The 22,902-nt window shown below is 42.2% G+C and carries 18 protein-coding genes and 1 other annotated feature; of the genes, 16 read left to right on the top strand and 2 right to left on the bottom strand.

The genetic code is table 11. From position 1 onward, the window contains the following. The first annotated feature begins 2 nt into the window (after window positions 1-2). The 7 genes from leuD (at window position 3) to yihA (ending at window position 9,645) form a co-directional block, all read left to right on the top strand. The gene (leuD, locus tag ACTJJD_RS03370; protein WP_008342843.1) at window positions 3-602 is read left to right on the top strand and encodes a 3-isopropylmalate dehydratase small subunit; all 600 of its coding nucleotides are present in this window, start codon (window positions 3-5) and stop codon (window positions 600-602) included. Window positions 603-725: 123 nt separating this feature from the next. Beyond that, complete coding sequence (gene ddcA / locus ACTJJD_RS03365) at window positions 726-1,733, top strand: DNA damage checkpoint antagonist DdcA (RefSeq protein WP_008342841.1); 1,008 nt, start codon at window positions 726-728, stop codon at window positions 1,731-1,733. Between the two features lie 240 nt (window positions 1,734-1,973). Continuing rightward, window positions 1,974-3,248 carry a trigger factor gene (gene tig, locus ACTJJD_RS03360; RefSeq protein ID WP_440608105.1) on the top strand — a complete coding sequence of 425 codons (1,275 nt, stop codon included), beginning with the start codon at window positions 1,974-1,976 and terminating at the stop codon, window positions 3,246-3,248. Between the two features lie 251 nt (window positions 3,249-3,499). After that, entirely contained in the window at window positions 3,500-4,765 is a 1,266-nt protein-coding gene (clpX, locus tag ACTJJD_RS03355) for an ATP-dependent protease ATP-binding subunit ClpX (protein ID WP_007501568.1), read from the top strand. A gap of 138 nt (window positions 4,766-4,903) precedes the next feature. Beyond that, a complete protein-coding gene (gene lonB, locus ACTJJD_RS03350; protein WP_007501566.1) occupies window positions 4,904-6,565 on the top strand; it encodes an ATP-dependent protease LonB in 1,662 nt (553 codons plus the stop codon). A 171-nt stretch (window positions 6,566-6,736) separates the two neighbouring features. Continuing rightward, window positions 6,737-9,061 carry an endopeptidase La gene (gene lon, locus ACTJJD_RS03345; protein ID WP_096881697.1) on the top strand — a complete coding sequence of 775 codons (2,325 nt, stop codon included), beginning with the start codon at window positions 6,737-6,739 and terminating at the stop codon, window positions 9,059-9,061. Next, window positions 9,058-9,645 (top strand): ribosome biogenesis GTP-binding protein YihA/YsxC, encoded by a 588-nt coding sequence (gene yihA, locus ACTJJD_RS03340; protein WP_007501562.1) that lies wholly within the window; start codon window positions 9,058-9,060, stop codon window positions 9,643-9,645. The genes lon and yihA overlap by 4 nt, the downstream gene beginning before the upstream one ends. Window positions 9,646-9,889: 244 nt before the next feature. On the opposite strand, the gene ACTJJD_RS03335 is transcribed toward yihA, so the two are convergent. Further along, on the bottom strand, window positions 9,890-10,375 hold the full coding sequence (locus ACTJJD_RS03335) for a hypothetical protein (RefSeq protein ID WP_024718411.1): 486 nt from the start codon (window positions 10,373-10,375) through the stop codon (window positions 9,890-9,892). 240 nt (window positions 10,376-10,615) lie between these two features. On the opposite strand from ACTJJD_RS03335, the gene hemA reads away from it, so the two are divergent. The 8 genes from hemA to ysxE all read left to right on the top strand — a co-directional run bounded on the left by hemA (window position 10,616) and on the right by ysxE (window position 19,521). Further along, on the top strand, window positions 10,616-11,983 hold the full coding sequence (gene hemA / locus ACTJJD_RS03330; protein ID WP_024718410.1) for a glutamyl-tRNA reductase: 1,368 nt from the start codon (window positions 10,616-10,618) through the stop codon (window positions 11,981-11,983). Window positions 11,984-11,990: 7 nt separating this feature from the next. Continuing rightward, complete coding sequence (locus ACTJJD_RS03325) at window positions 11,991-12,821, top strand: cytochrome c biogenesis protein (RefSeq protein WP_007501558.1); 831 nt, start codon at window positions 11,991-11,993, stop codon at window positions 12,819-12,821. A gap of 37 nt (window positions 12,822-12,858) precedes the next feature. Further along, window positions 12,859-13,794 (top strand): hydroxymethylbilane synthase, encoded by a 936-nt coding sequence (hemC, locus tag ACTJJD_RS03320; RefSeq protein WP_024718409.1) that lies wholly within the window; start codon window positions 12,859-12,861, stop codon window positions 13,792-13,794. Then, window positions 13,791-14,582 carry a uroporphyrinogen-III synthase gene (locus ACTJJD_RS03315; RefSeq protein ID WP_217967937.1) on the top strand — a complete coding sequence of 264 codons (792 nt, stop codon included), beginning with the start codon at window positions 13,791-13,793 and terminating at the stop codon, window positions 14,580-14,582. Before hemC ends, ACTJJD_RS03315 begins: the two co-directional genes overlap by 4 nt. Next, window positions 14,579-15,550, top strand: coding sequence for a porphobilinogen synthase (gene hemB / locus ACTJJD_RS03310; RefSeq protein ID WP_007501555.1), 972 nt, complete (start codon window positions 14,579-14,581; stop codon window positions 15,548-15,550). Before ACTJJD_RS03315 ends, hemB begins: the two co-directional genes overlap by 4 nt. Before the next feature lie 27 nt (window positions 15,551-15,577). Then, entirely contained in the window at window positions 15,578-16,870 is a 1,293-nt protein-coding gene (gene hemL, locus ACTJJD_RS03305; RefSeq protein WP_440608104.1) for a glutamate-1-semialdehyde 2,1-aminomutase, read from the top strand. 331 nt (window positions 16,871-17,201) lie between these two features. Further along, window positions 17,202-18,452, top strand: a complete 1,251-nt coding sequence (locus tag ACTJJD_RS03300; RefSeq protein WP_440608103.1) for a LysM peptidoglycan-binding domain-containing protein — start codon at window positions 17,202-17,204, stop codon at window positions 18,450-18,452. A 37-nt stretch (window positions 18,453-18,489) separates the two neighbouring features. After that, on the top strand, window positions 18,490-19,521 hold the full coding sequence (ysxE, locus tag ACTJJD_RS03295) for a spore coat protein YsxE (RefSeq protein WP_008342818.1): 1,032 nt from the start codon (window positions 18,490-18,492) through the stop codon (window positions 19,519-19,521). 79 nt (window positions 19,522-19,600) lie between these two features. On the opposite strand, the gene ACTJJD_RS03290 is transcribed toward ysxE, so the two are convergent. Then, the gene (locus ACTJJD_RS03290; protein ID WP_003216497.1) at window positions 19,601-19,789 is read right to left on the bottom strand and encodes a hypothetical protein; all 189 of its coding nucleotides are present in this window, start codon (window positions 19,787-19,789) and stop codon (window positions 19,601-19,603) included. Window positions 19,790-19,958: 169 nt separating this feature from the next. Next, window positions 19,959-20,188, top strand: a binding site (T-box leader). Between the two features lie 59 nt (window positions 20,189-20,247). On the opposite strand from ACTJJD_RS03290, the gene ACTJJD_RS03285 reads away from it, so the two are divergent. Further along, a complete protein-coding gene (locus ACTJJD_RS03285) occupies window positions 20,248-22,890 on the top strand; it encodes a valine--tRNA ligase (RefSeq protein ID WP_024718405.1) in 2,643 nt (880 codons plus the stop codon). The last annotated feature ends 12 nt before the right edge of the window (window positions 22,891-22,902 follow it).

Genomic DNA, 22,902 nt, shown 5'->3' with positions numbered 1-22,902 from the left:
AGATGGAGCCTTTAGTCACTCATAAAGGAAAAGCCGCTGTGCTTAACCGTATTAATGTAGATACAGATCAAATCATTCCGAAACAGTTTTTGAAAAGAATCGAACGAACAGGATATGGCCGATTTGCCTTTTTTGACTGGCGATATTTAGCAGATGGCAGTCCGAATCCAGATTTTGAACTCAATCAGCCGATTTATGAAGGAGCCTCTATTTTGATCGCAGGCGAAAACTTTGGCTGCGGATCATCAAGGGAACATGCGCCTTGGGCACTTGATGATTATGGCTTCAAAATTGTCATTGCCCCATCTTTCGCCGATATTTTTCATCAAAACTGTTTTAAAAACGGGATGCTTCCGATCCGCCTTGATTATGATGTGTGGAAAACGTTTGCTGCATCATATGAAAACAAAGGATATGAAATGACAGTTGATCTGGAAAAACAACAGATTCAAGACCATGAAGGGAATGTTACTCCTTTCGATGTAGATCCACACTGGAGAGAAATGCTCCTGAATGGCTATGATGAGATTTCATTAACATTGTTACTAGAAGATGAGATTCAGGCATTTGAAGAGAAACGTAGCAGCTGGCTGCGTGCATAAACAACGAGAAGCCGTCCCCGTGGTGTGACGGCTTCTTTTTTGCATGAAAACCTCTCGTTACTTGTGTTTACTAACCTTCGTTGGTAAACTGATAAAAAATATGCGCCCGAAAGGAACGTAAGCATGAAACATGACAAGAAGAAAGATAATGTCATTTTGTTTCCTGGTCTGAAAGAAAGACTGATTGAAAAAGGAATGGCAGCATTAAAAGATAAACAGTATCAAGAGGCGCTTCACTTATTTTCAGAAGCGAAATCGTATGATGACGATGAAGAATCCGATATTCATCTCGGTATGGCGATTTGTTTTCTAGAGCTTGGTGAGCTGCAGGATGCAAAGCGAGTATGTGAAAAGATGCTACATGAAGGATATGGACACTATTTCACTGTGCTTCAAGTGTATATGACCATCTTAATTCAGCTGAAAGAGTACGAGGAAGTCAAACAAACAATTGAGGCTGTCCTTGAAGAAAATCACCTTCCAGCAGAAAGCGCGGAGCATTTTTATAAACTGCTTGAATTTAGCAGAAAGATGATTGAATCACCAGAAGAGATTTTAGACGAAGACGAGGAAGGCAGCGGAGAAATCAATATAGATGAAATGCTCGAGCGGCCAGAAGAGCAGGTGCAGTTCATCCATTCGCTGAAAGACCGAAACATCACGCCACATATGGGTCTATTAAATACGATTCTACAAAAGCCTGATGGAAACCCTTTGGTCAAATCATTGATCCTGCAACTTCTGTCAGATCATGATGTGGCAAAGCCGGTTCATGTGACGAAGTTCGGTGATTCTTTAACGCTTGTTCCTTCTGAGGCTGTCAAGCCAGAGCAAATGCCACTGCTTCAGCAAGTCCTTCGAAAGCTCGATGACACTCTCGGCAATGAGAACCCAACCCTTTACCAAGGGGTTGAAGAGTTATGGCGCCGGCACTTATTTGTGCTATATCCATTTCTTCCTAAATATACGGATCCGAATCTTTGGGCTGCGGCACTTCATAAAGTCGGCTATGAAATGCATGGAATCGAGATTGACCTCGAAGAATTGCATTTATTGTATGATTTTAACGAACGAGAGCTGAGAGAAGCTTGTACAATGCTGAAAGATATTGAAGAAATTTCTTATTTGTAATTTGTCGATTTAGTTGAAAGACGGACTTGTTATGTTATAATATAATGGTTGTATTTGTGCATATATCGTGCGGTTGTAAGATTCCAACGGTTGAAAGACGTTATGTATAATCAAGTCAAATGTTGTATACATAAGACCGCTTCTTTAGCGGAGTGCGTGGTTTTTGATTGGACGAAGTCTTTATGATGCTTTAGAATGTAACAACGCACAATCTGAATAGATTTTTGGAGGGAAACACACATGTCAGTAAAATGGGAAAAACAAGAAGGTAACGAAGGTGTCTTAACAGTAGAAGTTGACGCTGAAACATTTAACAAAGCACTTGATGATGCATTTAAGAAAGTAGTTAAGCAAGTATCAATCCCTGGATTCCGTAAAGGGAAAGTACCACGTGGTCTTTTCGAGCAGCGTTTTGGAGTAGAATCTCTTTATCAAGATGCACTAGATATTCTTCTTCCAGTTGAATATCCGAAAGCAATCGACGAAGCTGGTATCGAGCCGGTTGACCGCCCTGAAATCGATGTTGAGAAAATCGAAAAAGGCGAAAGCTTAATCTTCACTGCAAAAGTAACAGTGAAGCCAGAAGTAAATCTTGGTGACTACAAAGGTCTTAACGTAGAAAAAGACGACACATCTGTATCTGATGAAGATGTCCAAGAAGAGTTAAAAGCTATGCAAAACCGTCAAGCTGAGCTTGTTGTCAAAGAAGAAGGCGCAATCGAAAACGGCGATACAGTTGTTCTAGATTTCGAAGGATTCGTTGATGGAGAAGCATTCGAAGGCGGAAAAGCTGAGAACTACTCTCTTGAAGTAGGTTCTGGTTCATTCATCCCTGGTTTCGAAGAGCAATTGGTTGGTCTTGAAGCAGGTGCAGAAAAAGACGTTGAAGTGACATTCCCAGAAGAATATCATGCTGAAGACCTTGCGGGTAAACCAGCTGTATTCAAAGTGAAAATTCATGAAATTAAAGCAAAAGAACTTCCAGCACTTGACGATGAGTTCGCTAAAGATGTTGATGAAGAAGTTGAAACGATTGCTGAATTAACTGAAAAAACGAAGAAACGTCTTGAAGAAGCAAAAGAAAACGAAGCAGAAGGCAAACTTCGTGAAGAGTTAGTAGCAAAAGCTTCTGAAAATGCGGAAGTTGACGTTCCTCAAGCGATGGTTGACACTGAGTTAGACCGCATGATGAAAGAATTCGAACAACGTCTTCAAATGCAAGGGATGAACCTTGAGCTTTACTTCCAGTTCTCTGGACAAGATGAAGATGCGCTAAAAGAGCAAATGAAAGAAGATGCTGCTAAACGCGTAAAATCTAATCTTACTCTTGAAGCAATTGCTGCTGCAGAAGACCTACAAGTGTCTGATGAAGAAGTGGAAGAAGAACTTTCAAAAATGGCTGAAGCATACAACATGCCAGTTGAAAATATCAAACAAGCGATCGGTTCTACTGAAGCAATGAAAGAAGATTTAAAAGTTCGTAAAGCAATTGATTTTCTTGTAGAAAACCGTTAATATGGTGCATAATAATAAAACAGGGCGCGAGTGACTCGTGCCTTGTTTTGTACAATTTTTGACTTATCATCGCTTCTTTTGGAAACGATAGTGTAAGTCGCATCTTTCTGTCATACATATCTCAATGTGCAGTGTTACAAACACATCATTACCGTCTTTTAGGAAAGTATGGTAAAATGCATACATACTGGACCCAGAAGGGTAGCTGACTGTTAGCTACAGGCAAGTGAAGAAGAATAAGGGGTGAAAGAATGTTTAAATTCAACGAGGAAAAAGGTCAATTAAAATGCTCGTTTTGCGGAAAAACGCAAGATCAAGTGCGTAAACTGGTCGCAGGACCTGGCGTATATATATGTGATGAATGTATCGAGCTTTGCACGGAAATAGTTGAAGAAGAGCTCGGTACTGAGGAAGAAGTTGAATTCAAGGATGTTCCGAAACCTCATGAAATCCGGGAAATTCTTGATGAATATGTCATCGGACAAGAGAATGCGAAGAAATCCTTAGCTGTAGCGGTTTATAACCATTACAAGCGGATTAATTCCAACAGTAAGATTGATGATGTTGAGCTTTCGAAAAGTAACATTTCTATGATTGGACCTACAGGAAGCGGTAAAACATTACTTGCTCAAACACTTGCACGTATTTTAAATGTTCCATTTGCGATTGCCGATGCGACGTCTTTAACAGAAGCAGGTTACGTTGGGGAAGACGTAGAGAATATTTTACTAAAGCTGATCCAAGCAGCAGATTATGATGTAGAAAAAGCTGAAAAAGGCATTATCTACATCGATGAGATCGATAAAGTAGCAAGAAAATCAGAAAACCCTTCTATCACTCGTGATGTATCTGGGGAAGGTGTACAGCAAGCCCTTTTGAAAATTCTTGAAGGAACAGTCGCTAGTGTACCGCCTCAAGGTGGACGTAAGCATCCTCATCAAGAATTCATTCAGATTGATACAACAAATATCCTCTTCATTTGTGGTGGAGCCTTTGACGGCATTGAGCAAATCATCAAACGCCGCCTAGGTCAAAAAGTCATTGGATTCGGTGCGGAAAATAAAATTGAAGATCTTGAAAAAGAAGTCCTTCTATCAAAAGTTCTGCCAGAAGACTTACTTCGCTTCGGTTTAATCCCAGAATTCATCGGTCGTCTTCCGGTTATTGCAAGCCTAGAGCCGTTAGATGAAAAAGCACTTGTAGAAATCTTGACGAAGCCTAAAAATGCGCTCGTGAAGCAATATACAAAAATGCTTGAGCTTGATGATGTTGAGCTTGAGTTTGAAGAAGATGCTCTTAGCGAAATTGCGAAAAAAGCAATTGAGCGTAAAACAGGAGCTCGTGGTCTTCGCTCCATCATTGAAGGCATCATGCTTGATGTGATGTTTGATCTTCCATCTCGTGATGATATTGAGAAATGTGTCATTACTGGTGCAACGGTTGCTGATGGTGAGCCGCCACGTCTTGTCTTAAAAGACGGTACAGTCGTGAATAAAGATACAAAAACATCAGCATAAGCCCATTTGATGACTCCTGAATCTTTTGATTCAGGAGTTTTTTATTTATCGTGGAAGTTGTGTTTATTCCGTCCAGCTCTAGGAAATACTAGCAGACAGAAACCAATACATAACGATAGATGAAGGAGGGAGCACCGATTGAGCTGGACAGGAATCGTATTATTCATACAACTGTTCTTTGGTATCGTCATCGGGTTGTACTTTTGGAACTTACTGAAAAATCAGCGCACACAAAAGGTGACGATCGATAAAGAATCAAAGAAAGAAATGGAAGCACTCAGAAAGATGCGATCCATTAAACTGAGTGAACCTTTATCAGAGAGAGTCCGGCCAAAGGGGTTTCAAGATATTGTAGGGCAGGAAGACGGTATACGTGCACTTAAAGCTGCCCTGTGTGGACCGAACCCGCAACATGTCATCGTCTACGGGCCGCCTGGTGTTGGAAAAACAGCTGCTGCCCGTCTAGTGATGGAAGAGGCGAAGCGTCACGCTGATTCACCATTTAAAAAAGATGCAGTATTTGTTGAGCTTGATGCCACAACGGCAAGATTTGATGAACGAGGCATCGCAGACCCCTTGATTGGTTCCGTGCATGATCCCATTTATCAAGGAGCAGGGGCCATGGGACAGGCAGGCATTCCGCAGCCGAAACAAGGAGCCGTCACACATGCTCATGGGGGCGTTCTTTTTATCGATGAAATTGGAGAACTGCATCCGATTCAAATGAACAAAATGCTCAAAGTGCTAGAAGATCGAAAAGTGTTTTTAGATAGTGCTTATTACAGTGAAGAAAATACGCAGATCCCGAATCACATCCATGATATTTTTCAAAATGGGTTGCCCGCTGATTTTCGACTGATTGGCGCCACGACAAGAACACCGGACGAAATTCCGCCGGCTATTCGATCAAGATGTTTGGAGATTTTCTTCAAGGATTTGGATCAGCATGAGCTGAAAATTGTTGCAGCTAAAGCAGTCGAGAAAATACAGAAGGAATTAAGTGACGAAGGACTGAACCTGTTAACATCCTATGTGAAAAATGGACGTGAAGCGGTCAACATGGTACAGATTGCCGCAGGTATGGCTGTCACTGAAAACCGAAAAGATATTACGATCGCCGATGTAGAATGGGTCATTCATTCAAGCCAGCTGACACCAAGATATGAACAAAAAGTACCGGAAAAGCCAAAGGTAGGAGTAGTAAATGGTCTTGCCGTGTATGGACCGAACAGCGGGGCTCTGCTTGAAATTGAAGTGAACATTTGTAAAGCGCTTGAAAAAGGCAGTATCAATATTACTGGTATTGCGGAAGAAGAAAGCATCGGCAATCAGTCGAAATCGATCAGACGGAAAAGTATGGCGAAGGGCTCAGTTGAAAATGTCTTAACCGTGCTTCGAAACTTAGGCATACGAACAAATGAATATGATATCCACATTAATTTTCCGGCTGGTGCCCCGATTGATGGGCCGTCTGCTGGAATTGCGATGGCCACAGCCATTTTCTCAGCCATTCATCAAATTCCGATTGATCATTTAACGGCGATGACCGGTGAGATTGGATTACAAGGTCAGGTGAAGCCGATCGGCGGTGTCATACCAAAAATCAAGGCAGCCAAACAAGCGGGTGTCAAAACAGTGATCATCCCTTATGACAATCAGCAGTCGATCTTAAAAGAGATTGAAGGGGTTACGATTGTGCCTGTGAAGCATTTCCAAGAAGTGCTGGATCAGTGTTTGGTCAATCCGCCAGATGAGAAGAAAGATGGACTAGAAGAAGAAATGAAAAGGAAATCTGTTTAATCCCCATCTCATATGGGGATTTTTTAGTGAAATAGATCTTTTTTTCTTTTTCAAGATAAAAAGAAAGGGTATACTACGGTAAGATCATCATTTCTCAAGTCTTTTACATTGTACAAGACTGAAACAGGTATATTATAATGATTCATACTAGTGACGGAGGTGTCTATCAACATGGCAGATGAAATCAAAAAGAATGTTCCGCTCCTTCCGCTGCGAGGCTTGCTTGTTTATCCAACAATGGTCTTGCATTTGGACGTTGGGCGCGAAAAGTCTGTTCAAGCATTAGAACAGGCCATGATGAACGATCATATGATTTTTCTAGCAACACAGCGGGAAATTTCAATAGATGAACCAGGTGAAGAGGAAATTTTCAAAGTCGGCACCTACACAAAAATTAAACAAATGCTGAAGCTGCCAAATGGAACGATCCGTGTGCTCGTCGAAGGCTTAAATCGAGCGCAGATCGAATCCTACATGGAGCTAGAAGACTATACGTCAGTCGATATTAAAGAGTTGACAGAAGAAGAATTAAAGGACGCAGAAGCAGAAGCACTCATGCGCACTTTGTTAGATCACTTTGATCAGTACATAAAAATTTCAAAAAAAATCTCAGCTGAAACATATGCAACGGTGACGGATATTGAAGAACCTGGAAGAATGGCGGATATCGTCGCTTCCCACCTTCCTTTGAAATTAAAAGACAAGCAAGAAGTGCTGGAAACAGTCGATGTCAAAAAACGATTGAATCGGGTCATCAGTCTCATTCACAATGAAAAAGAAGTGCTAGAGATTGAAAAGAAAATTGGCCAGCGTGTCAAACGTTCAATGGAGCGAACGCAAAAAGAATATTATTTGCGCGAACAAATGAAAGCTATTCAAAAAGAGCTTGGAGACAAAGAGGGAAAAACAGGCGAAGTCAGTACGCTCATGGCTAAAATTGAAGAGTCCGGTATGCCAGATTCTGTTCGTGAAACGGCTTTAAAAGAACTGAACCGTTATGAAAAAATCCCTTCAAGCTCTGCTGAGAGTTCTGTCATTCGCAATTATATTGATTGGCTGATCAATCTGCCGTGGGGCACTTATACAGAAGATCGTCTAGATTTAAAGCTTGCAAGCGAAATTTTAGATGACGAGCACCACGGGCTTGAAAAAGTAAAAGAGCGGGTACTCGAATATCTTGCTGTTCAGAAACTGACAAATTCATTAAAGGGACCGATTCTTTGCTTAGCAGGACCTCCTGGGGTAGGGAAGACGTCACTTGCTAAATCCATTGCCAAATCACTCGATCGAAAGTTTATCCGTATCTCTCTTGGCGGTGTACGTGATGAATCTGAGATCCGTGGTCATCGAAGAACTTATGTAGGTGCGATGCCTGGCCGTATCATTCGCGGGATGAGCAAGGCGGGCACAATGAATCCGGTCTTTCTTTTAGATGAAATTGATAAAATGTCTTCTGACTTTAGGGGAGATCCGTCTTCTGCGATGCTTGAAGTGTTAGATCCAGAGCAAAATCATAACTTTAGCGATCATTATATTGAAGAGACATTTGATTTATCTCAAGTCTTATTTATCGCAACTGCCAACAATTTAGCAACCATTCCAGGTCCACTTCGTGATAGAATGGAGATTATCACGATTGCAGGGTATACGGAAGTTGAAAAAGCAGAAATTGTGAAAGATCACCTTCTGCCGAAGCAGCTAAAGGAGCACGGATTAAAGAAAGGGAACTTGCAGCTTCGTGAAGCAGCGATTTACGATATGATTCGCTATTACACGAGAGAAGCAGGAGTCCGCGGGTTAGAGCGTCAGCTTGCGGCGATTTGCCGAAAAGCGGCAAGAGCAATTGTGGCTGAAGACCGCAAACGCATTACAGTGACGGAAAAGAATTTATCTGAATTCCTCGGAAAAAGACTTTACCGTTATGGTCAGGCGGAAACGACAGATCAGGTCGGCGTTGTCACAGGCCTTGCATATACCACAGTTGGCGGAGACACCTTGTCCATCGAGGTCTCACTCTCACCGGGTAAAGGCAAGCTTTTGCTAACAGGTAAGCTCGGTGATGTCATGAGAGAATCTGCGCAGGCGGCATTCAGTTATGTTCGTTCAAAAGCAGATGAACTGAACATTGACCCTCAATTTAATGAAAAGCACGATATTCACATCCATGTTCCAGAGGGTGCGGTTCCAAAGGACGGGCCATCAGCTGGTATTACCATTGCGACGGCTCTTGTATCAGCACTCACAGGACGTCCTGTTTCAAAAGAGGTTGGCATGACAGGAGAAATTACGTTAAGAGGAAGAGTGCTTCCGATTGGCGGATTAAAAGAAAAAGCATTAGGCGCACATCGTGCAGGACTGAAAACGATTATTCTTCCAAAGGACAATGAGAAGGATATTGATGATATTCCTGAAAGTGTGAGAGAAGGATTAACTTTTATTCCGGTTTCACATTTAGATGAGGTGCTTGAGAAAGCGTTAGTAGGAGAGGGAAGATGAAAGTAACAAAATCAGATATCGTCATTAGTGCGGTGAAACCAGAGCAGTACCCGAGCGGGGGACTGCCTGAGATCGCACTTGCTGGACGATCAAATGTTGGAAAGTCCTCGTTCATTAACTCATTGATTAATCGGAAAAATTTAGCGCGTACGTCTTCTAAACCAGGAAAGACCCAGACGCTTAATTTTTACATTATTAATGATATGCTCCATTTTGTGGACGTCCCAGGTTATGGCTTTGCAAAAGTATCAAAAACAGAGCGCGAAGCATGGGGGAGAATGATCGAAACGTATATTACAATGCGTGAAGAGTTAAAAGCAGTCGTCCAAATTGTGGATCTGCGTCATAAGCCATCCGCAGATGATGTGAACATGTATGAATTCCTTAAATACTATGGAGTTCCTGTGATCATTATTGCGACAAAGGCCGATAAAATTCCAAAAGGCAAATGGGAAAAGCATGCGAAAGTCGTCAAACAGACACTCGACATCGACCCATCAGATGAATTAATCCTTTTCTCTTCTGAAACAAAAAAGGGAAAAGATGAAGCCTGGAATGCGATCCTTGCGAAGATTAACAGTTAAAAGAAAGGCATCTGCACATAGCAGATGCCTCAGCGTGAAGACAAACCCTCGCATTCGTTGTCAGTCCTGCGTGCTGGTGCTCACGAATGACATATTCGCTCCGCACCAGTACTCGTCCTTCCTAGACTGCAAAGGTTTTCTATCACGCTGAAAAGAAGACAAATGGCTAAAATCAAGTTCATTTTAGCCATTTATCAACATTCTAAGGCATCTGCACAATGCAGATGCCTTTTTATTGTATAAGTTATTTCCTTTTTAAAAATAATAAGAGGAGACTGACGGCAATCAATACATATGGCCAGTACAATTCAAAACCGGAAGTAGGGATCGAAAGTGTGCTAAGTTGCTTCGTAATTTGTTGAAAGAAATAAAGGAATAGACCGAGTGCAATGAGAACAACACTTTCTATTCGATATTCCTTTTTCTGTGATGATTTCATCAAAAGTGCGAGGCCGACGATGAACACAATCATCGTAAATGTATCTGGCCAGTGTTCTAATTTCGGCTGAAGGATAAAGTGTAGCGCAAGGCCTGTCATGAGCATACCGATAAACACATGAGAGGTTTCCTGTTCCTTCTTTCCTTGATATAAGAAAGCAAGGCCAAAAAGCAGTACAAGTGTATACCATTTCTCCTGATCTTTCCAAATGTCAAATTGATCTCCTGAGAGAATGGCATATAGTGCTACAGCCAGCAAAGTGAGCGGCAGCAAAATAGATTTCTTCTTCAAAGATGTCACCTTCTTATAAGCAGATCATTTGTCCGCACGCGCCAAATCTGGTAAATTGCTTGAAGTGATGATATGGCATTCGATGTCGAACATTTTTCTACTATATCACAACATTTTTGAAATCTGTTCACAATTTTTATCCAGTTAAAAATGAATATATGTTATAATCATTATAAATAATAAATTCTATATTGTAATTATTATAAATTAGACAGGGCGTTGGGGGTGCAAGCTGAAGTTATGCATATTCTTGTTGTGGGTTTAGATTATAAAACAGCCCCTGTTGAGATACGGGAACAGCTGAGCTTTGAACCGAGCGAGCTCGGAACAGCGATGTCCAAGCTTAAAGAAGAAAAAAGCATTCTAGAGAATATCGTCATCTCAACATGTAATCGAACAGAGATCTACGCAGTTGTAGATCAGCTTCATACTGGTCGGTTTTATATAAAAAGATTTTTAGCAGATTGGTTCGGTTTAGAAAAAGAAGATGTCTCTCCATATTTGAAGTTTTATGAAAATGATGGAGCGGTTGAGCATTTATTCCGGGTTGCCTGTGGACTTGATTCTATGGTCATTGGTGAAACACAAATACTCGGTCAAGTGCGCTCAAGCTTTAAAGTCGCTCAAGAGGAGAAGACCATTGGTACCGTTTTCAATTATTTGTTTAAGCAGGCGGTAACAGTTGCGAAGCGCTCTCATGCGGAAACAGATATTGCGTCTAATGCTGTATCTGTCAGCTATGCGGCAGTGGAACTTGCCAAAAAAATCTTTGGACGTCTTTCTGATAAACATGTCCTTATTCTTGGTGCGGGTAAAATGGGCGAGCTGGCGGCTCAAAACCTTCAAGGTCAAGGGATTGGCCAGGTAACAGTCATCAATCGAACGTTTGAAAAGGCCAAAGAACTGGCCGGCCGTTTTTCAGGAGAGCCTAAGAGCTTGAATCAATTAGAAAAGACATTATCTGAAGCAGATATTTTAATTAGCTCTACTGGGGCTAAACAATTTGTGATTACAAAAGAAATGGTCGAAAAAGCGAACAAACAGAGAAAAGGCAGACCTCTATTCATGGTGGATATTGCAGTACCACGTGATTTAGATCCAGCTATTTCTGAAGTAGAAGGTGCTTTTTTGTATGACATTGATGACCTTGAGGGCATTGTGGCAGCTAACCTGAAAGAGCGACGTGCAGTAGCTGAAGAGGTGGAGCTTCTCATCGAAGCTGAAATTGTGGAATTTAAGCAATGGCTTAATACACTCGGAGTGGTTCCGGTGATTTCTGCTTTAAGAGAAAAAGCACTCTCGATTCAAGCGGATACGATGCAAAGCATCGAACGAAAGCTTCCAAACCTCACAAATCGTGAAATGAAGCTGTTAAATAAACATACGAAAAGCATCATCAATCAAATGCTGAAAGATCCTATCTTAAAGGCCAAAGAAATTGCCGGGGAGCCGAATGCAGAGGAAAAACTTTTACTCTTTAAAGAAATCTTTGATTTACAGGTTGAAGATGAAGAGCAAAAGGCAGAGCCGATGCAGGTGGAGCAAGGGGCGTTTCAGCTGTTTAAAACAAATATGGCACAAGGCCTTGCTACAGTTGCCAGTGAGTGATTAGGCGATGATGGAATCCATTGTAGCGAGACTAGGTGAAGCGACGACCTTGATCTATGCACTCAGCGTCTTGTTCTATTTCATAGATTTTCTTCAACACAACCGGAAGGCTGGAAAAATGGCTTTCTGGTTGCTTTCTATTGTCTGGCTGCTGCAAACAGTCTACATGTTTTATATTATGATGGAAACAGACCGATTCCCTGTGTTGAATGTAGCAGAGGGGTTATATTTTTATACGTGGGTGCTTGTGACATTGTCACTTGTTTTGACAAAAGTATTACGCGTTGAATTTATTGTCTTTTTTACAAATGTGATTGGTTTTTCCATGATGGCGATTCACACCTTTACACCATCTGATCTTCATTCTGCCGAACTGACGGGAAAGCTGACGAGTGAGCTGCTCGTCATTCATATTACGATGGCCATTTTATCATACGGCGCTTTTTCACTTTCATTTGCTTTTTCACTACTCTACCTATTTCAATATCGTTTGCTGAAAAAGAAAAAATGGGGAAAATGGCTTTTGAGAATTGAAGACTTATCAAAGCTTGATCATATGGCGTATGTCTTAAATATTATTGGCGTGCCGATGCTCTTGCTTAGTTTAATTCTTGGCATTATATGGGCATATATTTCGTATGATACGTTGTACTGGACAGATGCAAAGGTGCTCGGTTCGTTTATTATGCTGTTTTTATACGGCTTTTACTTATACATTAGACTGGTGAGAAATATGCAGGGCAAAATCGTGGCGCGATGGAATGTCGCTTCATTTCTTGTGCTGATGATCAATTATTTTCTGCTTGGTAGCTTATCAACCTTTCATTGGTTTCAATAATGATGAGTCTTAAGGGCATTGTCGGGAGGAAGACGTAATGCGTACAATTAAAGTAGGTTCTAGACGAAGCAAACTTGCGATTACACAAACAAAATGGGTCATTCAAAAGTTGTCTGAACTAAACCCTTCTTATTCTTTTGAAATTAAAGAGATTGTGACAAAGGGTGATCAAATTTTAGATGTGACCTTATCAAAGGTTGGCGGAAAAGGTCTGTTTGTTAAAGAGATTGAACAGGCAATGCTGAACCATGACATTGACATGGCGGTACACAGCATGAAAGATATGCCGGCCTCTCTTCCGGAAGGTTTAGTCATCGGCTGTATTCCTGAGCGTGAAGATGTGCGGGATGCATTGATTTCAAAGGATCATCTCCGTCTTCATGAACTGCCAAAGGGAGCGGTTGTGGGAACGAGCAGCTTACGGCGCAGTGCCCAGCTTCTTCAGGAGAGACCAGATCTTGAGATTAAATGGATCCGTGGAAACATTGATACGAGACTCGAAAAACTGAAAAATGAAGAATATGATGCGATTATTCTAGCGGCTGCCGGATTGTCTAGAATGGGCTGGAGTCAAGAAGTCGTGTCGGAATTTTTATCTCCTGATACTTGCCTTCCTGCTGTGGGGCAGGGCGCATTGTCGATAGAATGCCGGGGAGATGACGAAGAGCTATTACAGCTGTTAGCTCAATTCACAAATGAGTATACAAAGAAAACGGTCCTTGCTGAAAGAGCTTTCCTTCAACAAATGGATGGAAGCTGTCAAGTGCCGATCGCTGGTTACGCAACGATGAATGAGCGTGATGAAATTGAATTGACAGGTCTTGTGGCATCTGCGGATGGGCATACGATTATTCGAGAAACCGTAACAGGTACTGACCCTGAGGCAATTGGAACAGCATGTGCGAAGCAGATGGCTGATAAGGGAGCAAAGGATTTGATCGACAAGGTGAAAAAGGATCTGTCTTCCCAATGACGATAGCCAAATCGCTTTACGGACAGACGGTGCTTGTCACTCGAAATGAACGTCAAGCGGGTGCGTTTCAGCAGAAAATTGAAGCGCTGAACGGCCATGCTGTTTTAACCTCTCTTATCAGGTTTGAGCCAACGCTGACAAAAGAAAAAGCGAAGGCATTTTTAGAAGATTTAGAAGCAAGCCATTGGCTTGTGTTTACAAGTGTAAATGGTGCGTCTTTTTTTCTCAGTTATATAGAGAAGCATCAATTACATCAAAGCTTATCCCACTTGAAAGTGGCGGCCGTAGGTGAAAAAACATCTGCCTATCTGATGCAGCACGGCTTAAAAGTGGATGTGGTTCCAGAACGTTTTATAGCAGAAGAACTGGCAGATGCTTTAATTGAACATGTACACCCAGAAGAATGTGTCTTTGTAGCAAAAGGCCACCTATCACGAGATGTGGTAAAGAATACCCTTGTTCCGCTTGGCATTGACGTAAAAGAGTGGATTATATATGAAACAGTGAAGGATGAGGACGGAATTATCGCACTCAAGTCGGCAATGATGGAGCAAACATTTGATTTTATTACATTTACAAGCTCCTCCACTGTTCATTCTTTTATGCACGCCATGGAGGCTGATATCGATAGATTAGCTGCATCAGACACATGTTTTGTGAGCATCGGTCCTCTTACACAAGAGGCACTGCTTCAATACGGGATTTCTTCTGAAACCCCAGATACTTATACGATAGACGGGATGCTTGATTTGATGTGCCGTTTATCTGAAAGGAAGTTGAACCAATGATGAAATTTAACAGACACCGCAGATTGCGTACAAGCGCAGGAATGAGAGAATTGGTGAGAGAAACATTTTTAAGACCCTCTGATTTCATTTATCCCATCTTTTTTGTAGAGGGAGAGAATGTCCGGAAAGAAGTCCCTTCAATGCCGGGTGTCTATCACATTTCAGTTGATCTTGTGAAAGAAGAAGTTCAGGAGCTTGTTGACCTTGGGATTAAATCTATCATTGTTTTTGGGGTACCAGACCATAAAGACCATGTAGGCAGTGAAGCTTATCACGATCATGGGATTGTTCAAAGAGCAACGCTTGAAATCAAAAAGCATTTCCCAGAGCTTGTGGTCATTGCTGATACTTGCTTATGCCAATATACAGATCACGGACATTGCGGAATCGTTGAAGATGGGGAAATTTTAAATGATGAATCTCTTCAGCTCTTAGCGAAAACCGCTGTCAGTCAGGCTCGTGCAGGTGCAGATATCATTGCTCCATCAAACATGATGGATGGCTTTGTTATCGCAATTCGTGAGGCGCTTGATGAGGCCGGCTTTGTTCATGTGCCTGTGATGTCATATGCTGTGAAATATGCAAGTGCTTTTTACGGTCCGTTTCGTGATGCGGCGCATAGCACACCGCAGTTTGGAGATCGTAAAACGTATCAAATGGACCCTGCAAACCGCTTAGAAGCACTGAGAGAAGCGCAGTCTGATGTAGAAGAAGGCGCTGACTTCCTGATCGTGAAGCCGTCACTTTCATACTTAGATATCATGCGTGATGTGAAAAATGAATTTACACTTCCTGTTGTTGCGTACAATGTGAGCGGAGAGTATGCAATGGTGAAAGCAGCAGCTCAAAATGGCTGGATTTCTGAAAAAGAGCTTGTTCTTGAAATGCTGACTAGCATGAAACGTGCAGGCGCAGAATTAATCATTACGTATCATGCAAAAGATGCAGCGAAATGGCTCTCAGAATAAAGAACGGATAGACAGGAGGACATTGAAATGGGACGTAGCTATGAAAAGTCAAAGCAAGCATTTAAAGAAGCGCAGCAGTTAATGCCGGGTGGTGTGAACAGCCCTGTGCGCGCATTTAAATCAGTCAATACAGACCCGATTTTTATGGAACGAGGAAAAGGCGCAAAAATATACGATATTGACGGAAATGAATATATTGATTATGTCTTATCATGGGGACCGCTTATTTTAGGGCATACGAATGACCGTGTGGTTGAAAGTATTCAGCGAGTAGCTGAACATGGTACAAGCTTCGGTGCTTCTACTTTAGTTGAAAATGAATTAGCTAAGCTTGTATCAGAACGAGTTCCTTCTATTGAGGTCATTCGTATGGTCAGCTCTGGAACAGAGGCGACGATGAGTGCGCTTCGTCTAGCACGTGGTTTTACAGGCAGAAACAAAATTGTGAAATTTGAAGGCTGTTATCATGGCCACGGTGATTCTTTGCTCATTAAAGCTGGTTCGGGTGTGGCAACGCTTGGACTTCCGGATAGCCCTGGTGTCCCTGAAGGTACAGCAAGCAATACGATCACCGTTCCATACAATGATTTAGAAAGCATCAAAGTCGCTTTTGAAGAATTTGGAGACGACATTGCAGGTGTCATTGTAGAACCAGTTGCAGGAAATATGGGGGTTGTCCCTCCGCAAGAAGGTTTCTTGCAAGGATTGAGAGACATCACTGAGCAATATGGCTCTTTACTCATTTTTGATGAGGTCATGACAGGCTTCCGTGTAGATTATCATTGTGCCCAAGGCTATTTTGGTATTACGCCTGATCTGACATGTCTTGGTAAAGTCATCGGAGGCGGCTTGCCAGTTGGTGCTTATGGCGGTAGAGCGGACATTATGAGACAAATTGCGCCAAGCGGCCCGATTTATCAAGCAGGAACGTTATCCGGTAACCCGCTTGCGATGACAGCAGGTCTTGAAACATTAAAACAGCTGACACCTGAGTCTTATGAAGAGTTTAGACGCAAAGGAGATCGTTTGGAAGAAGGCATTTCAAAAGCGGCGAAAGCACATGGGATTCCATTAACATTTAACCGTGCAGGTTCCATGATCGGATTCTTCTTTACAAACGAACAAGTCGTCAATTACGATACAGCGAAAACAGCTAACCTCGCTCTATTCGCTGAATTCTACAAGGAAATGGCTAATCACGGCATCTTCCTTCCACCTTCACAATTCGAAGGGCTGTTCCTATCAACTGCTCATACGGATGAAGACATCGAGTATACGATTGAGACAGTTGAAAAGGTATTTCAAAAATTAGCTCAGTAACCAAAAGCCGATATGGAGACATATCGGCTTAGATCGTTGACAAAGGGTTAAAATGAACTTTATTTTAGCCCTTTGTCTTCTTTTCAGCGTGAAAGAAAACCTTTGCAGTCTAGGAAGGACGAGCACCGGAGCGAAGCGAATTTGACATTCGTGAGCACCAGCGCGCAGGACTGACACCGAATGCGAGGGTTTGTCTACACGCTGAGCCGATATGGAGACATATCGGCTTTTTGCTTTGCATAAAACCAATCATATTTTCACCGCCTCCTTCATACACCTGTATTGACATCTAATTTTATTTTGAAGGATTAGATGAAAGGAGGACACCGACTTGTCTCAAAACAATCGATTACAGTTTTCGGTAGAAGAGTCCATTTATTTCAAAAACGGACAGGAAGTCAGTGAGCTACTGTCAATTTCTCTCGATCCTGACATTCTCGTTCAAGAAGTGAATGATTATGTTTCCATTAGAGGTTCACTCGAGCTAACAGGAGAATACAACATAAATCAAGAGGAGCTAATGGGTGAATCCAGTTCCTATGCATCATACAGGCAGGCTGATGAGGTGAAGGTAAGAGAGGACGGAACGGCGGAGCTGCTGCATCAATTTCCGGTGGATATCACGATCCCCAAGAACAAAATTAGTCATTTAAATGATGTATTTGTGTTTATTGATGCATTTGATTACCAGCTGACAGAAAGTCGTTTGCTCACGATTCAGGCTGATTTGGCCATTGAAGGTCTGTTAGATGAAGGAACGCCTGAACCGCTTGTAGAAGGGCCATATGAATTTGTCCATCGTGCTGAAGAGGAATATGGCGATGTCACCTATGAATATCAGGCGCAGCCTGAATATGAAGAGCAAGAAATGCTCCCACGTGAAGAGCATGAAGAAAATGCAGAACAGCAGGCCGCTTTGCAACATGAAGCGCGAACTGAACAAGAAGAGGATGAAATAGACATCGAGACGGTGATGGTGGAAGAAGCAGAAGAAGAAGAGGAGGAATACGAGGAAGAAGAAGCCGTGGCGCTTGGGTATCGTTCCTTCCCAGAAGCTCAAGTACAAGAGCCGCCATTCTTTGACCCGCCTAAGCTTTTAGAAGAAGAGGAGCGGGATGAGACGTTCTTTGAGGTGGAAGTGAGGAAAGACCCTGAAGCAGAGAGCAAGGAGGAAGAAGAAGAGCCGCCAGCTTATCCAGCCTTTGAATCACCTGCTTATCAGATGGAACAGACGCAGGAAGAGCGGGATGACAGCTATCAGTTCGAACGATTATATGAACGTGAAGCACCAAAGGTGTATGAATCAGCTCAAGAAGCTGAGGAGTTTGAACATGACCAGAGAGAAGCGTCTGGCAGTGAGAATTCTCTTTATTTAACGAAGCTGTTCGCTAAGCAGGAGGAGGAAGATTTTTCTCGCATGAAAATATGTATAGTTCAACAAGAAGATACGGTCGATCGTATTTGTGAGCGATATCAGTTGAATGTGCAGCAGCTCCTTCGAACGAATTCATTGTCGGTGGATGCAGAGCTTGAAGAAGGGCAGATTCTTTATATTCCTGAATATCAAAAAAGCAATGCATAGTATGAGATGATGGACCGAGAAAATGTGGTGAGAGAACGTGGATGAAATCCAATCTGTCCTATACGAATACGGGCTTGAGGCTGAATATATCGAACCTGTCAGTCCAGCTGTCGTTAGAGTGTATACAAAGCAGGGCGTATTTGCACTAAAGCGGGTAAAGCCCCATCGACACATGCAGTTTACAGAGCAAATGCTTGAACTAGAATCAAAAGGCTATCGCTCGTTTGTGCCGATTTATCGCACAAAGAGCGGTTCCTTTTTCTCTAATCATCGAGAAAGCCAGTACACGTATTATCTCATGCCGTGGCTGACCAATGAAAAGAGAGAAGAGCAGGACGATAAACATGAATATTTATTTCAAGAGATTGCAAGACTTCATAAACGAACAGAAGTCATGATGGACATTACTGAGCAGGAAATAGAGGCTCACTACACCCAAATGAAAAGCAAATGGGAAACAGAGAAAGACATGTATGAACGTTTTATCGAGCGGGCAGAACAAACATGGTATATGTCGCCATTTGAGCTGGCTGCTGCTATGTATTTTTCAGAAGCGATGTCTGCAAGTGAATTTGCACTTGAACGTTTAGAGGATTGGCATGAGGAAATGAAAGACCAAGAGACGACACGTATTGTGTTAAACCATGGGCAATTGTCAATCCATCACTTTTTGTACAATGATGTAGGTACAGGACATTTCACCAATTTTGAGCGGTCCAAAAAGGCTGCCCCCATTTATGACCTTTTGACCTTTTACTATCGCACATTCAAAACCTACCCTACTCCTTGTCCTGAATGCACATCTTTGTTTTATACGTATCAAAAGGGAAATAAACTTCGTGAGGAAGAGATTCATTTGTTCTTGAGCTACCTCGCTTATCCGCAGGGTTTGTTTGATACGGTGAAAGCCTATGAAGCAGGCGGACAGGATGAGATGGAAAGTTGTCAGGAGCTGTTAAGGGCGTATTGGCAAATGAAAAATTCTGAGCCGACCGTCATGAAAATACACGAAATTGAGCAGGCTAGACGCCTTGAAGAAGAACAAAATGCCTCGTCATCAGAAGAGTGACGAGGTTGTTTGCTGTTGCGCTATGAAATGTCTACCGAGGGACCTATACATAAGAGTGAGCCTGCAACTTTCAGCTCTCTTAAAACCAATCAAGGTGAAAGGCACAGGCGAGAAATATAAGAATTCCTAAGATGAGGACGTCAAATGTTGTGGGAAAAATGATCGTGCGAAAGCCTTGAAATATGGCAATCGGGAGAACGACTTGGGAGGCAACTGCCCGAATTTGTCTAAGCCATGGGGGGAGTGTGTAAGGATTGATCTTTTTCAAAATAAAACGCCCTCCTTCTTTATTTTGTTATTATCATATGGGCAAAGAGGCAAAGGGTGCCTGCTCAATTTGTATAAAGAAGAAGAAAAGCGGAAAAGATGATTGACGAAAACAAAAGGCATTTAGTAATATTAATAAAAGATGAGTATAAGCTGATGAACGTGATATATCGTAAGCGTGGATCGGGAAGAGTACGAGCAAGACCCTAAAGAGAGGGAAACCAATAGCTGAAAGGTTTTCTAGGATGCACTTGTTTGGAAGGTCGCCTGTGAGCTTAATTTCTTGAAACATGTAGTAGAGAAATTCGGGAGATCCCCGTTATCCTTTAGAGAGTACGGGACACGTCTAAGTGTTTCGTGAAAAAAGGTGGTACCGCGAAAAAGCTTTTTCGTCCTTTTATAAGGATGAAAAGGCTTTTTTTATGTTTCATCAGCCGAAAAAATGTGGAGGTAACACAAATGGGAACAAATAATCAAGAAATGCCAACAAAGTACGATCCAAATGCGATTGAGAAAGACCGCTATACGTACTGGCTTGAAGGGAAATTCTTCGAAGCACAAAATGACAAAACGAAAGATCCATATACAGTCGTCATTCCTCCACCAAACGTGACAGGAAAATTACACTTAGGGCATGCTTGGGATTCAACCCTTCAAGACATCGTGACTCGTATGAAACGGATGCAGGGCTATGATGTTTTATGGCTGCCAGGAATGGACCATGCGGGTATTGCAACACAAGCAAAGGTCGAGGCGAAGCTTCGCGAAGAAGGTGTGAGCCGCTATGATCTCGGACGTGAAAAATTTGTAGAAGAAACGTGGAAGTGGAAAGAAGAGTATGCCGATTTTATTCGCAGCCAGTGGGCGAAAATGGGTCTAGGTCTAGACTATTCGCGTGAGCGTTTCACATTAGATGAAGGCTTGAATAAAGCGGTCCGCCAAGTGTTTGTTCAACTGTATGAAAAAGGATTGATCTATCGCGGAGAATACATTATTAACTGGGACCCAGCAACAAAAACGGCCCTTTCTGATATTGAAGTTATCTATAAGGATGTGCAAGGAGCGTTTTATCACTTGAGATATCCGCTTGCAGATGGATCAGGTTCGATTGAAATTGCGACAACAAGACCTGAAACGATGCTTGGAGATACGGCAGTCGCTGTACATCCTGAAGATGAACGCTATCAGCATTTGATTGGGAAAACAGTTGTTTTACCAATTACAGGCCGAGAGATTCCAATCGTTGGGGATGACTATGTCGATATGGAATTTGGATCAGGAGCTGTAAAAATAACGCCGGCTCATGACCCGAATGACTTCGAGCTTGGAAACCGTCATAACCTAGAGCGCATTCTTGTGATGAATGAAGATGGCACAATGAATGGAAACGCACTTCAATACAAAGGAATGGACCGCTTCGAATGTCGTAAACAGCTTGTGAAAGATCTTCAAGAAGAAGGCATTTTGTTCAAAATTGAGGACCACATGCATTCAGTTGGTCACAGTGAGCGAAGTGGAGCTGTAGTGGAGCCGTATTTATCAACACAATGGTTTGTGAAAATGCAGCCGCTCGCAGATGAAGCCATCAATCTGCAAAAAGGTGATGAGCAAGTTCAATTTGTTCCAGACCGATTTGAAAAGACGTATTTACACTGGATGGAAAATATCCGTGACTGGTGTATTTCTCGTCAGCTATGGTGGGGCCACCGCATCCCGGCTTGGTATCATAAAGAAACGAAGGAAGTATACGTGGGACTTGATGCGCCAGAAGATATTGAAAACTGGGAGCAAGATAACGATGTACTTGATACATGGTTTAGTTCAGCGCTTTGGCCTTTCTCTACAATGGGCTGGCCGGATGCAGACAGTGAAGACTTCAAGCGCTACTACCCAACCAATCTGCTTGTAACAGGCTATGACATCATCTTCTTCTGGGTATCTCGTATGATCTTCCAAGGTCTTGAATTCACAGGAGAAAAACCATTTAAAGATGTCCTCATTCACGGTCTTATCCGCGATGAACAAGGGCGTAAAATGAGTAAGTCACTTGGCAACGGAATTGATCCAATGGAGGTCATCGACAAGTACGGTGCAGATTCACTGAGATATTTCTTAGCGACAGGAAGCTCTCCAGGTCAAGATTTACGTTTTAGCTTTGAAAAGGTTGAATCCACTTGGAACTTTGCGAACAAAATTTGGAACGCATCCCGTTTTGCTCTCATGAATATGGATGGTTTAACGTACGATGAGCTTGATTTGACAGGAGAAAAATCAGTTGCTGATCAATGGATTTTAACACGCTTAAATGAAACAATTGAAAGTGTCACACAGCTTGCTGACAAGTATGAATTCGGTGAAGTGGGCAGACATTTATACAACTTCATTTGGGATGATTTCTGTGATTGGTACATTGAAATGGCGAAACTTCCGCTTTATGGAGAAGATGAAGCAGCGAAGAAAACGACTCGTTCGATCCTTGCGTATGTATTAGATCAAACGATGAGACTTCTACATCCGTTTATGCCGTTCTTAACAGAAGAAATCTGGCAGCATCTACCTCATGAAGGTGAGTCCATTACTGTAGCGGCATGGCCTGAAGTGAAGCCGGAGCTTTCCAACGAACAAGCTTCTGCTGATATGAAACTGCTTGTTGAACTGATTCGTTCTGTTCGTAACATTCGTAGTGAAGTGAACACGCCAATGAGCAAACAAGTTGAGCTTTACATTAAAGCATCTACATCTGATGTTCAGGAACGTTTAGAGAAAAATCGTTCATATATTGAGCGCTTCACGAACCCAAGTGTTCTTGAAATTGGCACAGATGTCCCAGCTAGTGATAAAGCGATGACGGCTGTTATTTCTGGAGCAGAACTCATTCTGCCGCTTGAAGGCTTAATCAACTTAGATGAAGAAATTGCTCGTCTGCAAAAAGAGCTGGATAAACTGACAAAAGAAGTGGAACGAGTTCAGAAAAAGCTTGGCAATGAAGGCTTTATGAAAAAAGCGCCTGAAAGTGTCGTAGAAGAAGAGCGTGCGAAAGAACGTGATTATGTCGCAAAACGCGAAGCTGTTCAAAAGCGTATTGAAGAGCTGAAAGCATAATGTTGAAAAGAC

It is taken from the genome of Bacillus sp. 22446, assembly GCF_052044955.1.
Taxonomy (GTDB): Bacteria; Bacillota; Bacilli; order Bacillales; family Bacillaceae; genus Bacillus; species Bacillus altitudinis.
The sequence above is the reverse complement of the archived record's forward strand: the minus strand, read 5'-3'. Positions and strand labels throughout refer to the sequence as shown.

Coding starts and splice junctions, on each gene's coding strand:
- leuD (WP_008342843.1), top strand. CDS start 3: ATGGAGCCTTTAGTCACTCATAAAGGAAAAGCCGCTGTGCTTAACCGT.
- ddcA (WP_008342841.1), top strand. CDS start 726: ATGAAACATGACAAGAAGAAAGATAATGTCATTTTGTTTCCTGGTCTG.
- tig (WP_440608105.1), top strand. CDS start 1,974: ATGTCAGTAAAATGGGAAAAACAAGAAGGTAACGAAGGTGTCTTAACA.
- clpX (WP_007501568.1), top strand. CDS start 3,500: ATGTTTAAATTCAACGAGGAAAAAGGTCAATTAAAATGCTCGTTTTGC.
- lon (WP_096881697.1), top strand. CDS start 6,737: ATGGCAGATGAAATCAAAAAGAATGTTCCGCTCCTTCCGCTGCGAGGC.
- yihA (WP_007501562.1), top strand. CDS start 9,058: ATGAAAGTAACAAAATCAGATATCGTCATTAGTGCGGTGAAACCAGAG.
- hemA (WP_024718410.1), top strand. CDS start 10,616: ATGCATATTCTTGTTGTGGGTTTAGATTATAAAACAGCCCCTGTTGAG.
- ACTJJD_RS03325 (WP_007501558.1), top strand. CDS start 11,991: ATGATGGAATCCATTGTAGCGAGACTAGGTGAAGCGACGACCTTGATC.
- hemC (WP_024718409.1), top strand. CDS start 12,859: ATGCGTACAATTAAAGTAGGTTCTAGACGAAGCAAACTTGCGATTACA.
- ACTJJD_RS03315 (WP_217967937.1), top strand. CDS start 13,791: ATGACGATAGCCAAATCGCTTTACGGACAGACGGTGCTTGTCACTCGA.
- hemB (WP_007501555.1), top strand. CDS start 14,579: ATGATGAAATTTAACAGACACCGCAGATTGCGTACAAGCGCAGGAATG.
- hemL (WP_440608104.1), top strand. CDS start 15,578: ATGGGACGTAGCTATGAAAAGTCAAAGCAAGCATTTAAAGAAGCGCAG.
- ACTJJD_RS03285 (WP_024718405.1), top strand. CDS start 20,248: ATGGGAACAAATAATCAAGAAATGCCAACAAAGTACGATCCAAATGCG.